The sequence below is a fragment of the Streptomyces sp. NPDC033131 genome, from assembly GCF_055578365.1.
On the sequence record NZ_JBVIPA010000088.1, the window covers coordinates 1 to 13,704 of the forward strand.

Genomic DNA, 13,704 nt, shown 5'->3' on the forward strand with positions numbered 1-13,704 from the left:
GAAGACCAACTCGAAGAAGCCAAGCGCATCAACGCCGAACACCGCCACGCCGCCCAGTCGGCCAACCCGACGGCCGCAGCCTGACCCGCCTGAGAGCCGCACCTGCCCGGACCGCGCAGAACCGGTTTCGCCCTGCGTCTACGCCGGGACAAGGACAGTAAGCCATTCCGCTTCACGCGCCCGGTACCCGTAACGATCCATCAGGCCCGACACGATGGCCGGGACGTGGCCGGCACCGTAGACGATGGCCACCCGGATCGGCTCGTCGGCGCGCTCCCTGTGGATCTGGCCGAGCGCGTCGAGCAGCTGCGTGTCGCGCCGACCGGTTATCGCACGCTCCACAGGATCGTCGGCCAGCATCTCCGCCCGCAGCGTGGACGGCAGATCGTCGACCGCCAGATCCTCATCGAGGAAGGCACGCGGACCGCGTAGGGCGAACACCAGACCCATCACGGGAGCCGCGACCAAGAGAAGCAGGTAGGTCCACCGCGGCAGTGTCTTCAGATCTGCGATCATCTCCGCCGCGGTCACATCCGGGTGGACCACCGGCACCGACGCGGGAAGCAGCAGTTCCTCGCGCTGCTCCTGCAGGCCGTTGCGCCGACGCCGTGGCGCGAACCGGTAGGCAAGCGTGAGGGCACTCACTCCGACCGAATGCCCTCGGATTCCCTCCATGACTATGAGGTCGCATTGCCTGAGCCGGATGCGGACTTGGGAGTAGAACGTCGGCGAAGCCACATGCAGCATCGGGAAGATCACGAATTCAAGTGGCTTCCCTGTCCGCCTCATGGTGATCACAGCAGATCGGACGGCATACCCGGTGACCTCGATGATCTGCATGATTCCCCCGCGACCCCGTCCGGTTTCCCCCACCCGTACCAGGACACGAGTCCAGCCAGTGCCGCGGTTCCCTCATCGGTACAGGGCCGCCGTGCCATCGGGAAGCGGGGTGTAAATGCCCTCTCACAGTTTGCGCGGCTCGGAATTTCTGGCCGGGTCGGTGATTTCGATGCCTGCGGGGATGAAGCCGGTCTGCCCCTTCGCGGCCAGTTCCTTCAAGTGCTGCTGGTAGCGCTCCGGGGAGACGACCTTGACGTTGAACAGCATTCGGGCGTGGTCGACACCGCAGAGTTCGGCGCACTTCCCCCGGAAGGTGCCCTCACGAGAGGGAGTGACCTCGAAGGCGTTGACGTTGTGGCCCGGGAAGACGTCCTGCTTCATCAGGAACGGCAGTACCCAGAAGGAGTGGATGACGTCACGGGAGGACAAAACGAAGCGGACCTTTTCTCCCTTGGGTAGCCACAGTGTCGGGCCGGGGTTGCCGTTCTGCGGGTTGCGGGTGGTCGGGGTGCCGACGTCGTAGACGCCCTCGGCGCCCGCGGGGAAGGCCCTCGTGTACCGGTCCGGAACGATTCCCAGGTTCGGGTCGGCTTTCGCGTCGCCGGTGCCGGCGCGGCCGTCCACGTTCTCGATGTAGTTGAATCCCCAGCTCCACTGGAAGCCGACCACGCCGATGGTGTGGGCGGGCTTTTCTGAGAGGTCGAGGAGCTCGGCCTCGTCACGGGCGGTGAAGTAGAAGAGTACCGAGACGATGATCAGCGGGACCACGGTGTACAGCGCCTCGATGGGCATGTTGTACCGGGTCTGCGCGGGAACCTCGACCTTGGTCCTGGTGCGCCGGTGAAAGATGGCCGCCCACAGGATCAGCCCCCACACCAGCGCGCCCACGGCGAGTGCCGCGGCCCACGAGCCCTGCCACAGGGAAAGGATCCGCGGTGCTTCTTCCGTGACCGGCGTGGGCATCCCGAGGCGGGGGAAGTCCTGCCATGTGTATTCGCAACCGGAGGCGGTCACCAGAATGAGGCCCGCAGTCAGCGCCTGCAGCAGCCTTTGCCGCATCGGACGCCGCGGGTAGCGGTCATGGCCGTTGGGACTCACGTAGCGCCTTCCTGAGGGTCTCGCCCGCAGGTCGGAAGGGCCGCCTCACCGGTCGGTCACGTCCCTCACGCGGGCTGGAGATCGAGTCTGGGGTCTTTATGCGGACAAAACACTACTGGGGCTCAAGTCGGCAGAGTGCCCAACGCGCCGCCGAAGCCCGGCGCTCAGAAGACTTCATCTGCCCGGCCAGGCAGGTCCGGAGGCATCACCGGCGCCGGCTTCATCGCCCCTGGCCGCCTCTCTCCACCCTCGTCGTCGCCGCCTGGGAACAGTCCTCGACACCGCACGCGTCAACCGCGTGCTGACACCGGAAGACCCGAGTCCGCCCCGGAACAACCCCACGACACTTCAGCCGAGTTGGCACTTGCCGAGGCATCGAGGGCTGCGCACGAGGCGCACGGAGCGGCGGAGGGCATGATGTCCGTTCTGAAGTGCGCCGGGGTCGTTCACCGTGGGCCTGGCGCCTCGTCCAGGGGCATGTCCGATCGGACTTGTCGATGGTCTCGTCGGCTGCAAGGAAGGGTGTCCGCCGGCAGGGCGACGGTGGCGCAGTCGTCTCCCAGGGGGGCGGCTTGCCGTGAGGGACATGCTCCGCGAGACGGCAGCCGTTGCTATGCGGGCGCCGAAGCCGAGGGGCGCTGAACGTCCAGGATGACCGCTGTTCCGGCGACGGTCCGGTCCTCGTGCATGGTGATCACTTGACCGGGCTGCAGGTGCTGCCAGTTCGACGGGGAGAGTGGGGCGAGACGCACCGTGGCCCGCCCGCCAGGCTCCATGATGGGCGCGAACTCTGCCCAAAGGCCGGCGATGGAGAAGTCCGGATCGCCTGTCGGCGTTCGACGCCCGGTGTTCCACATGGGACGCAGGACGCCGGCTCCCGAGAAGGGTGTCTGTCGACGGGCCTCCTCGGCAGGTCTGAGGGTGAGGTCGGCTCGGATGATGCCGTGTCGGGTTTCATAGCACCGCCAGCGACACCAGGCCGCGCTTCTGTCCAGCCGCAGCTGTTCGGCGGCGGTGGCAAGGGCCTGCCAGAAGCTGAGCGGAAGCGGGCGGACGTTTCCCAGTTGCTCCAGCAGCTCGAGAGCTACTTCCCACTCGTCGTGGGTGAGGTAGTCCCAGACGTCGTTCACCGTGATGTCGTTCTCGGTGGCGAACTCTTCCGGGACCAGCAGTGAAGCTGCTTCCAGCAGCTTGGAGACGTCCATGCCCCGATTCTGGAGGATGGTCCGGTCTGGCCGGCCCCGGCGTTGCCTTCACCGTCCGGCGTTGGCTGTGACCGAGGCCGGCGAGGGCTCAGTGGTGCGCGGCGACGGTCTGCTCCTCGTCGGCGTGGGCCAGTTGGGCGACGAGGTCCCGGAAGCGTTCCTGGCTCAGGAGATCGATGCTCTCCTCGGCACGTTCCGTGACGCCGTCCCGGTCGATGGCCAGCCACTGGAACATGAACGCCGGGATGTCTCCCGGGGCGCCGCACTCCTCCAGCGCTGCCCGCCGCACCTGCGGAAGACGGTCCAGAACCGCCTCCAGGTAGTCCAGAGCCAGTTCACTGATCCCGTGCCGGGCGTACATGTCCTGCACCGCCCCGGCGTCCGCGTCGGTGTCCACACCGACGCGGTTCCTGAGCGTGAGCAGCATGTCGGCCGCGTCCTCGTCGGCCAACGGCCCCAGCAGCCCCTTCGCCTTGTGCACGGCGAGGCAGAGCTGAATCGTCGGCTCACCGTTGCGGACGTCCTCACCTGTGGGATCGTCGACGATGTCGTCGATCAGACAGGCCGCGGTCGTCGCACCCGCGATGTAGTCCGTGAGAGCTTCACCGTCCGTGACTGCCGCTCCGTAGCAGGCCAGCAGGCGGCTCATGTCGACGATGAAGTGGATCCAGTCCGTCGCGCGGTTGAACACGACGCTGCGGTAGGAGTCCAGCGTGAGGTGGTCCACCGGCACGGAGGAGGGGGCGGCCCCGGCGGCCGGAACCCGCGTACGCCTCAGATCCTGTTCCGCCTGGTACGCGAAGTAGTGCGCGCAGTGCTTGATCTGCCGCACCGCGCGGTCGTGCAGTTCCTGTTTGAAGGGGTGATGGTCCGGCACCGCTGACGAGAGCACGTTCATTGCCTGGGCCGCCAGGATGAGGGTGTCGTTGGCGAACGAGCGTGGATGGCGCACGTGCCAGGCCGGACGGCCGTTGCGCACGCGTGCTCCGTCCATCCAGTCGTCCATGAGGATGGTCAGCGTGGTCAGCCAGTCCGCCGCCGTCGCCACCGCGTAGACCAGCCGCATGTGAGCCGGCGTCCGATACTCCGGCGGCGTGATCCGCCGGTACAGGTGGATCAGCAGCGCCGCGGCGTAGTGATGCTGCCACGACGACGACCACACCTCACGCCCCAGGTGTTCGGCCCACGCCTGGTTGTGCCTTCGGGTGAGGTCGGAGTCGTCGTGGCCGAACAGCGGGATCCCGCCCAGCTCGTCACACACCTCGCGGTACGGCCCGTCCACCTCCCGTCGCAGCGCCGCCAGATCCATCCCCCCGTGCAGACGGAAGCGCTCCGCCCGCACGTTCTCCACCGGCAGCGCCGCCCGACGGACGTCCGACCCGTCCGGCAGCTGCAGGAACGCGTCCGCGAACGCACCCCTGCGGCGGTTGTCCGGGTCGTAACTCCCTGCGAACCGAGTCCCGTCGAGGCCGAACAGCGTGCGCAGGCCCTGCCGGGTCACGGACCGGTCGGTGATGGTCGACATCGCTACTCCTTGGTTTGTCCGGGCCTTCCGCCCGCTCCCGAGTGAGATAGCGGCAAGACGGCCCCGACGCGCCGTCAGCCGACCTCCGCTCACCCAGGAGGCCGAGCGACTTCACCGCAGAAACGATCAGGCTCGTTCCGAGGTGAGGAACCGTGACGGCAGGGATGGCCGCGGTACTGCCTACGGGTGCAGTGTGACCTCGCCCGTCACGCGGATGCCGGTCTCCTGGCCGGGGCCGACCGACAGCGGGCCCGCGACGCGGACGTCCACCGTGCTGTCGAGGCCCGGCACGGCGACGGTCACTTTGGCGTCGTGGCCGTAGAAGCAGACGTCGGTCACGGTGCCCCGTACCGCCCCCGCCGTGTCCGCGTCGGTGAGCCGCAACTGCTCGGGGCGCAGTACCACCGTGCCGGTGCGCCGCCCGTTCGGTGGTGAGGCCAGTGCCACGGCGCCCAGCGGTGTGACGGCCGTGGAGCCGCTGCTGCCGACCGTCCCCTGGAGGAGTACGGCGTCACCCACGAAACCGGCGACCCATGGATCGGCGGGGCGTCGGTAGAGCTCCTGCGGGGTGTCGCACTGGACGACCCGGCCCTGCCGTACGACGGCCACGAGGTCGGCGGTGGACAGTGCCTCCTGCTGGTCGTGCGTGACCAGCAGCGCCGTGGCCCCGGTCACCCGCAGGGCGGCGCGTACGTCCGCCCGTACGCCGGTGCGCAGGGCGCTGTCGAGGGCGTTGAAGGGTTCGTCGAGCAGGACGAGTGCGGGGCTCGGGGCGAGCGCCCTGGCCAGGGCGATGCGCTGCTGCTGTCCCCCGGACAGTTCGTGCGGCATCCGGTCGCCGTACCCGGCGAGCCCGACCAGGTCGAGCATGTCCTCCGTGCGGCGGCGGCGCTCGCCGCGGTCCGTTCCGGTCAGGCCGAAGGCCACATTGCGCGCCACGCTGAGGTGCGGAAAGAGCGCCCCCTCCTGCGGGACGATGCCGACGCGGCGCCGCTCCGGGGGCAGATGGACGCCGGGGCCGGTCAGGGTGCGCCCGCCGACGGTGACCGTGCCCGCGTCGGCGCGCAGGAACCCCGCGACGATGCGCAGCAGGGTGGTCTTGCCGCAGCCGGAGGGACCGAGCACGGCGGCCAGCGAGCCGGCCGGTACCGAGAGGTCCAGCCCCTGGAGGACCGGGGCTTCGGGGCCGTAGGACTTGGCCAGTTGCGCGATGCGGAGATCGTTCACGTGCGGTGCCTGCCCAGGAGGTAGGAGGGGACGGCGGCGAGCAGGATGAGTGCGGCGGCGTACGGGGCGGCGGCCGCGAAGGAGCCGGCTCCGGTCTCGGTCCACAGGCGGGTGGCGAGGGTGTCCATGCCGGTGGGGCGCAGGAGCAGGGTGGCGGGCAGTTCCTTCATGCAGACGACGAAGGTGAGGGCCGCGCCGGCCGCCACCCCGGGTGCGGCCAGCGGCACGGTCACCTCGCGCAGGACCCGCAGGGGTGATCTGCCCAGCGAGCGGGCCACGTCCTCCAGCACGGGCGGCGCCTGCAGGACGGCGGCCCGGGTGGCGGCCACCGCGACCGGCAGGAAGAGGACGGCGTACGCGCAGACCAGCAGGGGGAGTTGCTGGTAGAGCGGATAGGCGTAGCGGACCGCGAAGAAGACCAGGGAGAGCGCGACGGTGATGCCGGGCAGCGCGTGTCCCGCGTAGGCGGCCTGCTCCAGCAGCCGGGTGCCGCGCCCCCGGTGCCGTGCGGCGATCACTCCGACGGGCAGCGCGAGCAGGGTGGTGAGGGCGGCTCCGGCGGCGGCGACGCCGAGCGTGGCCCCGGCTGCCTCGGTGACGGCGGCGAGGTCCCAGGTCGCGGACGAACCGACGGTCAGCCAGTAGCCGAGGGTGCCGAGCGGGAAGGCGACGGCGGCGGCGACCACCGTCGCGCACCAGGCGAGGGCGGGGATGCGCCAGTGTCCCAGCGGTAGCGGGGCGGCGGGTCGTGCCGTCCCGCCGCCGGTCCTGGCGTGTCCCGCGCGGCCCCGGGTACGGGCCTCGGCGGCGACCAGCGCCACCGTCATCACCACCAGCACGACGCTGAGAGCGGCGGCCGGGGTGCGGTCGAAGGAGGCCCGGTAGGAGGTGTGGATGGCCCGGGTGAACGTGTCGTACCGCATCAGCGAGACGGCGCCGAAGTCGGAGAGCACGTACAGCGCGACGAGCAGCGCCCCGCCCGCGGCGGCCGGGCGGAGCTGGGGGAGGGTGACCCGGAGGAACGTGCCCACAGGGCCGTGACCGAGGGAGTGGGCGGCCTCTTCCTGAGCCGGGTCGATGCCGCGCAGCGCGGCGGCGACCGGCAGATGGACGTACGGAAAACTCACCAGGGTCAGGGCGAGCGCGGCCCCGAGGAAGCCCGTGGTCTCGGGGACGGCGGCCAGCCAGGTGAAGGCGGCGACGTAGCTGGGCACGGCGAGCGGCAGCGTGGCCAGCACGGACCAGGCGCGGGCCCCTGGCAGGGCGGTGCGCACGGTCAGCCAGGCCAGCGAGACACCCAGGACCAGGCAGGCCACCACGACGACCGCCGTCAGGCCGAGGCTGCGGCCCACGAGGTGGAGGGTGCGTTCGTCGGCGATGACGTCGAAGGCGTAGCCCGGACCGCGTTCGAGGGAGCGGATGGCGAGGTAGCCGAGCGGCAGCAGGGCGAACAGGGCGGCGACGCAGGCGGGGACGAGCAGGACCAGCGGGGGTCTGCGGCCGGAACCGGCGCCGTTCTGGCGGGTGGTGCGGACGCGTCGGCGCCCGGCCGGAGCGGGTGCTCCGGCCGGGCGGGCCGCGGAGGGGGCTGTGGTCACGTTGCGCTCACGGTTTCCGTCCGGACCCAGGTCCTCAGACCAGCCCGACGTCCTGGAGCACGGCCAGCGTCTCCTGGAGGGATTCCAGCTTGCCGAGGTCGATGCCGGGGGAGTTGAGGGAGTCGAACGGCGGCAGGCCCTCGACGTTGCTGGTGACGCCCGCGGCCAGTGGGTACTCCTTCGTCTTGTCGGCGAAGTAGGTCTGCGCCTCCTTGGACAGCAGGTAGTCGACGGCCTTCTGGGCGGTCGCGGTCTGGCCGCCGTCCTTGAGGATGCCGACGCCGGCCACGTTGATCAGCGCGCCGGGGTCCTTGCCCGGGAGGAAGTTGAGCTTGGCGTTGACCTTGTCCTCGCCCTTCTCGGCGACCCGCTCGTACCAGTAGTAGTGGTTGACCAGGCCGAGGGAGACCTCGCCGGACTCGACGGCGTCGAGGGTGGCGAGGTTGTTGGCGTACGTCGTGCCGTTGGCCTTGAGGCCCTTGAGCCACTCGCGTGTGGCGTCGTCGCCCTCCAGGACGCGCATGCCGGTGACGAAGGCCTGGAAGGAGGCGTTGGTGGGGGCGAAGCCGACCTTGCCCTTCCACTCGGGCTTCACCACGTCGTGGACGCTGTCCGGGACCTCGTCCTCGGTGACCTTGTCCGGGTTGTAGGCGATGACGCGCACGCGCCCCGACAGCCCCACCCAGTCGCCGGCGCCGCCGCGGTAGGCAGGGTCCACGGCGTCGAGGCTCGACTGCGGCAGCTTCGCCAGCATGCCCTCCTTGGAGAGCGCGCCGAGCGCGCCCGCGTCCTGCGAGAAGAACAGCCCTGCCTTGGTGCGGTCGCCCTCCTCCAGGATCTGCGCGGCCAGTTCGGCGCTGTCGCCGTACCGGACCTCGACCTTGCTGCCGACGGCCTTCTCCAGCTTGTCGAGGATCGGCTTGACCAGCTTCTCGTTGCGTCCGGAGTAGATGACGAGGGCCGAGTCGCCGCCGTCCGCCGAGCCGCCCTTGTCGCTGTCGGAGCCGCAGGCGGCGAGGGCGGGGAGGAGCAGGCCGGCCGCGACGAGCGCGGTGATCCGGCGAGCCGTGGGGCGTCGCATGTGGGTGTGCCTTCCTGCGTGGCCCGCCGGGACGCCGCGGTCGCGTCGTCGGTCAGCGAGCGGCGGAACGATCCTTTTCAGCCAACTGTGAACATGCTATGAATAAGGTAAAGCTTGCCTAACCGTCAAGGGGCTTGTGTTAGTTGCGGACGCTGCCGCAGAAAGGTCACGCGCCCGTGATAGACCGTTTCGGGTCCCTTTCGGCCCCATCCGCCGTTTCGACTCCGCGTACCAGGATTCCCTTCCCGCGACCGCCCGTACGGCGGCGTGGTGTGCCGTTCGCACGGGACCTCGCGGCGTACGGCGACCGCACCGCGCTTTTCACGCCGCAGGGCGAGGTCAGCTACCGCGCACTCGCCGAGCGGGTCGCCGCCACCGCCGAACGCCTCGGTCCCACACGCCGCTTGGTCCTGCTGGCGGGGGCCAACCGAGCCGACTCCCTGGTCGTCCACCTCGCGGCCCTCTCGGCCGGCCACCCCGTCCTGCTCGTCCCCGGCGACAGCGCCGGCAGCATCGACGCCCTGAGCGCCGCGTACGACCCGGACGTGGTCGCGCGGCCGGACGGGGACGGCTCCTGGGTGCTCGACGAACGGCGACGCGAGAGCACCCACACCCTTCACCCGGATCTCGCCCTGCTGCTGTCCACCTCCGGTTCGACCGGTTCCCCCAAGCTGGTCCGGCTCTCCGCCGAGAACCTTCGGTCCAACGCCGAATCCATCGCCACGTACCTGGACATCCGCGACACCGACCGCGCCGCGACGACCCTGCCCATGCACTACTGCTACGGCCTGTCCGTCATCCACAGCCACCTGCTGCGCGGCGCCGGACTGGTCCTCACCGAACGGTCGGTGGCCGACGCCGGCTTCTGGGACGAGTTCCGCGCCGCCCGCGGCACCGCGCTCGCCGGGGTGCCGTACACCTTCGACCTGCTCGACCGGGTCGGCTTCGAGCGCATGCGGCTGCCCCACCTGCGGTACGTCACCCAGGCCGGGGGACGTCTGGCGCCCGAACGGGTCGCCCACTACGCGGAGTCGGGTCGCCGCGCGGGCTGGGAGCTGTTCGTGATGTACGGGCAGACGGAGGCGACGGCCCGCATGGCCTATCTGCCCCCCGCCCTCGCGGCCGAGCGCCCTCAGGCCATAGGAGTACCGGTCCCCGGCGGCTCCTTCCGGATCCGACCGGTGGACGGCATCGACGAGCCGGACACCGGCGAACTGGTCTACTCCGGCCCGAACGTCATGCTCGGGTACGCCGAGAGCGCGGCCGACCTCGCACAGGGGAGGACTGTCGAGGAATTGCACACCGGCGACATCGCCCGACTTGCGCCCGACGGTTTGTACGAGATCGTGGGGCGACGCAGCCGGTTCGCCAAGATTCTGGGCCTGCGGATAGACCCGCAGCGCGTCGAGGCGATCCTGGAGGAGCACGGCATACCCGCGTCGTGCGCGGGCGACGACGACACGCTGGCCGTGGTGGCGATCCGCGCCGAGGGCATCGACGCGGCACGCGTCCGGAGCCTGGTGGCGGAGGGATGTGGTCTGCCGCCCCGCGCGATACGCGCACGGATCGTGCCGGAACTCCCGCGGCTCGCCTCGGGCAAGCCGGACTACCAGGCCGTACGGCGGCTGGCGCGCGAGTCGGAGGCACCGCTGCCCCGGCACGGCACCACCACCGACAGCCTCCGCGCCCTCTACGCCGAAATCCTCGACCGGACCGACATCACCGAGGACAGCAGCTTCGTCGGCCTGGGCGGCGACTCGCTCTCCTACGTCGAGATGTCACTGCGACTGGAGCAGGCCCTGGGCGCGCTTCCCCCCGACTGGCACAACACACCGATCCGGGACCTGCGCCGCCATGACGGCGCCCGGCGCCCGGCCGGGAGCCCGGACCGAAAGCGAGGGCCGCGGCGCACCCTGGACACCGGAATCGCCCTGCGGGCGATAGGCATCGTCGTGATCGTCGGCTCACACATCCCCGTGTTCGCCGTCCAGGGCGGTGCGCACATACTGCTCGGAGTCGCCGGCTTCAACTTCGCCCGTTTCCACCTCACGGCACACGAACGACGGGACCGCCTGCGCAGGCTGTGGCGCAGCGTCGCGCGCATCGCCCTGCCGAGCATCGTGTGGATCACCTTTGCGCTGCTGCTGACCCGCGAATACGACCTGGCCAACATCGTGCTGGCCAACAGCCTCTTCCCGCAGGACAACTCGGACCCGGAGTGGCGGTACTGGTTCGTCGAGGCACTGGTCTACTTCCTGACCGGCCTCGCGGCGCTGCTGGCGGTCCCGCTGCTCGACCGCCTGGAACGACGCAGCCCGTTCGGCTTCGCCCTGGCGCTGGTGGCCCTGGGGCTGGTCGGGCGGTACGACCCGCTGGACCTCGCGCACATCCGCTACCACCTCAGCCCCACCGTCGTCTTCTTCCTGTTCGCCCTGGGCTGGGCGGCCGCGCGAGCCCGTACGACCGCGCATCGGCTGCTGCTGTCCGCTGTCCTGCTGATCACCGTGCCGGGGCTGTTCCCCGCCGGACAGTCCCTGCGGACCTCGGTCGTCGTCGGCGGCCTGACACTCCTGCTGTGGATCCCGGCCCTGCCCAGCGTGGACCCGGTCAACCGGCTGGCGGGCGTCCTGGCGGGCAGCTCCCTGTACATCTACCTGACGCACTTCCACGTCTACCCCTACCTGCGCGACCACTCTCCGGTGCTGGCTCTGCTGGTCTCCCTGGTGTTCGGCGTGATGTACGGAGCGGTGGCCTCGCGTCTGACGCGCAGACTGCTGGAACGGGTGCGTGCCGTGCGTGTTGTGCGCGCGGTGCCTCCGTCGCTGGAGCAGCCGGGCACAATCCGGCTGGCAGCGCGTCGTTGAGGGCCTGCTCACACCACTCCGCGCCGGGGCTGACGACGCCGTAGAAGGCGGCCTCGGCGTCGCGGGCGCGCAGGGCGTGCTTGACGAGACGGACCGTATCGTCTAACTTCATGTTCATCGGTCGGCAGCTGGTGCTCCTACTGCCCGCCACACGATCCTGTTCGCCCAGCAAAGGACTGCTCTTGCACCGTGCTCCGGTCGGCACCACCGTCGCTGCTCCTCCTCTCACGACATCTCAGATCGCTCTTGCCGAGGTGACCAAGCGCTACGGCGACCGCGTTGTGACGGACCGCGTGTCTCTCACTGTCCGGCCGGGCGAAAAGGTCGGGATCGTCGGAGACAACGGTTCTGGGAAGTCCACGCTCCTGCGGCTGCTGGCGGGACAGGAGCCTGTCGACAACGGCAGCCTGACCGTCATGGCACCAGGAGGGACCGGCCACCTTCGCCAGACTCTCGACCTGCCGGGTTCGGCGCGCGTGGGAGATGCCGTGGATCACGTACTGGGCGACCTGCGCGCCCTGGAGCACCGTATGCGTGTCGCCGAGGCCGCACTGGGCACGGCCGGCCCCGCGGAATTCGAGCGCTACGCCGCCCTGGTGGCCGAGTTCGATGCGCGGGGCGGGCACGGAGCGGACCGCCGGGTCGAGGTGAGCCTCCGCCGGCTCGGCGAACACGCGCCACTGGACCGGCAGCGTGCGCTGAGCACCCTTTCCGGAGGGCAGCGCTCCCGGCTCGCGCTCGCCGCCACCCTGGCCTTGGCTCCCGAACTGCTGCTGCTCGACGAGCCGACCAACGATCTGGACGACGAGGCAGTGGCCTGGCTCGAAGGACACCTGCGCCGTCACCGAGGCACGGTCATCGTGGCCACGCACGATCGAGCGTTCCTGGAACGCGTCACCGACACGATTCTGGAAGTCGACCACGACCAACGCACGGTACGGCGCTACGGCAATGGATACGCCGGCTTCCTCGCTGCCAAGGCCGCGGCCAGGGCCCGGTGGGCGTGGGATCACGGGCAATGGCGCAACGAGATCGCCCGGCAGGAAAACCTCGCCGACTCCAGCATCGGGCTGCTGGCCGAGATCCCCCGCAAGGGGCCGTGGGCATTCAGCGGCGCCGGTGCTTTCCGAGCGCGCTCGCGCGCGCACGGCGCACAAAGCCGCATCCGGAACGCACGCGAGCGGTTGCAACGGCTCACGGAGCACCCCGTGCCGCCCCCTCCCCGGCCACTGCGGTTCACAGGCCGTGTCGAAGGCACGCCGACCGCCGGAGAGACACCAACGGCCGTGCGCCTTGAAGGCATTCTGGTCAAAGGGCGGTTGTCCGTTCCGTCCCTGGAACTCGCCCCTGGTGACCGGCTCCTCATCACCGGCCCCAACGGTGTCGGCAAAAGCACCCTTCTCCAGCTGCTGGCAGGGGAGCTGACGCCTGACACCGGTGTCGTGCGCCGGCCACGCCGAGTGGGATTCCTGCGCCAGCAAAGCGCGCCCGACGACGCCTTCGATGCCCGAACGCTGCTCGCGGCATTCGCAGCCGACAGGGCGGGGCAGCCAGACGAGCATGCCGACGCACTCCTTGCGCTCGGCCTGTTCCAGGCCGCCGACCTCACTGTTCGGGTACGGAACCTGTCGGTCGGACAGCGCCGCAAGCTCGAACTGGCCCGGCTCGTGACGGCCGGTCCACTCGATCTGCTCCTGCTCGACGAGCCGACGAACCACTTGGCCCCCGCCCTGGTGGAAGAGATCGAGGCAGCCCTGGCCCACTACACCGGCACCCTGGTCGTGGTGACGCACGACCGGCTCCTGCGCGAACGCTTCCATGGGCCCCGCCTGGAACTCCCGACGGCGGCCGAGAAGACGCGCCGGAACTGACGGCTTGACCCGCCCGGTCGTCCGCGCGAACGGACGCTCAAGGGCGGGAGGTATGCGAACACTCAGAACACTCACCTGACGTGCGGTACGCGCCCCGGGAGCCCTGGTGGGAGGCCCGTTGGGCGGCCCGCTCGCTGACCGCGTCACCTGAACGGCCCGCACCTCGCAGGTGCGGGCCGTTGGCGTGCTCCGCGGGCACCTGGCTGGTGCCCTCCGAGGAGCCTGCGGCAACTGCTTCGGTGCCCCGCGGAGGAGTCCGGCGTATGGGATGCGTCAAAAGCACACGTGCCGCCGTAAGAGAGGCGTCAACACCCGCCGAATCCGGCCGGCGAGGCGCTTTCCTCGAATCGTCCGTTCGATCCGAACCTCATCTAGGAGTTCGCGATGGCCGACCT

9 protein-coding genes and 1 pseudogene are annotated in these 13,704 nt (G+C 70.1%); 3 read left to right on the forward strand and 7 right to left on the reverse strand.

Annotated elements, in window-relative coordinates; genetic code table 11:
* Nucleotides 1-84 (forward strand): annotated as a pseudogene (locus ACZ5XS_RS44995) (MerR family transcriptional regulator); the annotation flags it as partial.
* A gap of 54 nt (nt 85-138) precedes the next feature.
* Here ACZ5XS_RS44995 and ACZ5XS_RS45000 read toward each other — a convergent pair.
* The 7 genes from ACZ5XS_RS45000 to ACZ5XS_RS45030 form a co-directional block, all read right to left on the reverse strand.
* Nucleotides 139-840 (reverse strand): hypothetical protein, encoded by a 702-nt coding sequence (locus tag ACZ5XS_RS45000; RefSeq protein ID WP_468661511.1) that lies wholly within the window; start codon nt 838-840, stop codon nt 139-141.
* Nucleotides 841-963: 123 nt separating this feature from the next.
* Entirely contained in the window at nt 964-1,938 is a 975-nt protein-coding gene (ctaC, locus tag ACZ5XS_RS45005) for an aa3-type cytochrome oxidase subunit II (RefSeq protein ID WP_468661512.1), read from the reverse strand.
* Nucleotides 1,939-2,549: 611 nt separating this feature from the next.
* Nucleotides 2,550-3,143 carry a hypothetical protein gene (locus ACZ5XS_RS45010; RefSeq protein WP_468661513.1) on the reverse strand — a complete coding sequence of 198 codons (594 nt, stop codon included), beginning with the start codon at nt 3,141-3,143 and terminating at the stop codon, nt 2,550-2,552.
* A gap of 88 nt (nt 3,144-3,231) precedes the next feature.
* A complete protein-coding gene (locus ACZ5XS_RS45015) occupies nt 3,232-4,668 on the reverse strand; it encodes a polyprenyl synthetase family protein (protein WP_468661514.1) in 1,437 nt (478 codons plus the stop codon).
* 180 nt (nt 4,669-4,848) lie between these two features.
* Nucleotides 4,849-5,895, reverse strand: coding sequence for an ABC transporter ATP-binding protein (locus ACZ5XS_RS45020; RefSeq protein WP_468661515.1), 1,047 nt, complete (start codon nt 5,893-5,895; stop codon nt 4,849-4,851).
* Entirely contained in the window at nt 5,892-7,493 is a 1,602-nt protein-coding gene (locus ACZ5XS_RS45025; RefSeq protein WP_468661516.1) for an ABC transporter permease, read from the reverse strand. The genes ACZ5XS_RS45020 and ACZ5XS_RS45025 overlap by 4 nt, the downstream gene beginning before the upstream one ends.
* A 34-nt stretch (nt 7,494-7,527) precedes the next feature.
* The gene (locus ACZ5XS_RS45030; protein ID WP_468661517.1) at nt 7,528-8,574 is read right to left on the reverse strand and encodes an iron ABC transporter substrate-binding protein; all 1,047 of its coding nucleotides are present in this window, start codon (nt 8,572-8,574) and stop codon (nt 7,528-7,530) included.
* 272 nt (nt 8,575-8,846) lie between these two features.
* Between ACZ5XS_RS45030 and ACZ5XS_RS45035 the strand changes: the two genes are divergently transcribed.
* Together ACZ5XS_RS45035 and abc-f are read left to right on the forward strand one after the other, a co-directional pair.
* Complete coding sequence (locus ACZ5XS_RS45035; RefSeq protein ID WP_468661518.1) at nt 8,847-11,438, forward strand: AMP-binding protein; 2,592 nt, start codon at nt 8,847-8,849, stop codon at nt 11,436-11,438.
* 110 nt (nt 11,439-11,548) lie between these two features.
* Complete coding sequence (gene abc-f, locus ACZ5XS_RS45040) at nt 11,549-13,309, forward strand: ribosomal protection-like ABC-F family protein (protein WP_468661519.1); 1,761 nt, start codon at nt 11,549-11,551, stop codon at nt 13,307-13,309.
* Nucleotides 13,310-13,704 lie beyond the last annotated feature (395 nt).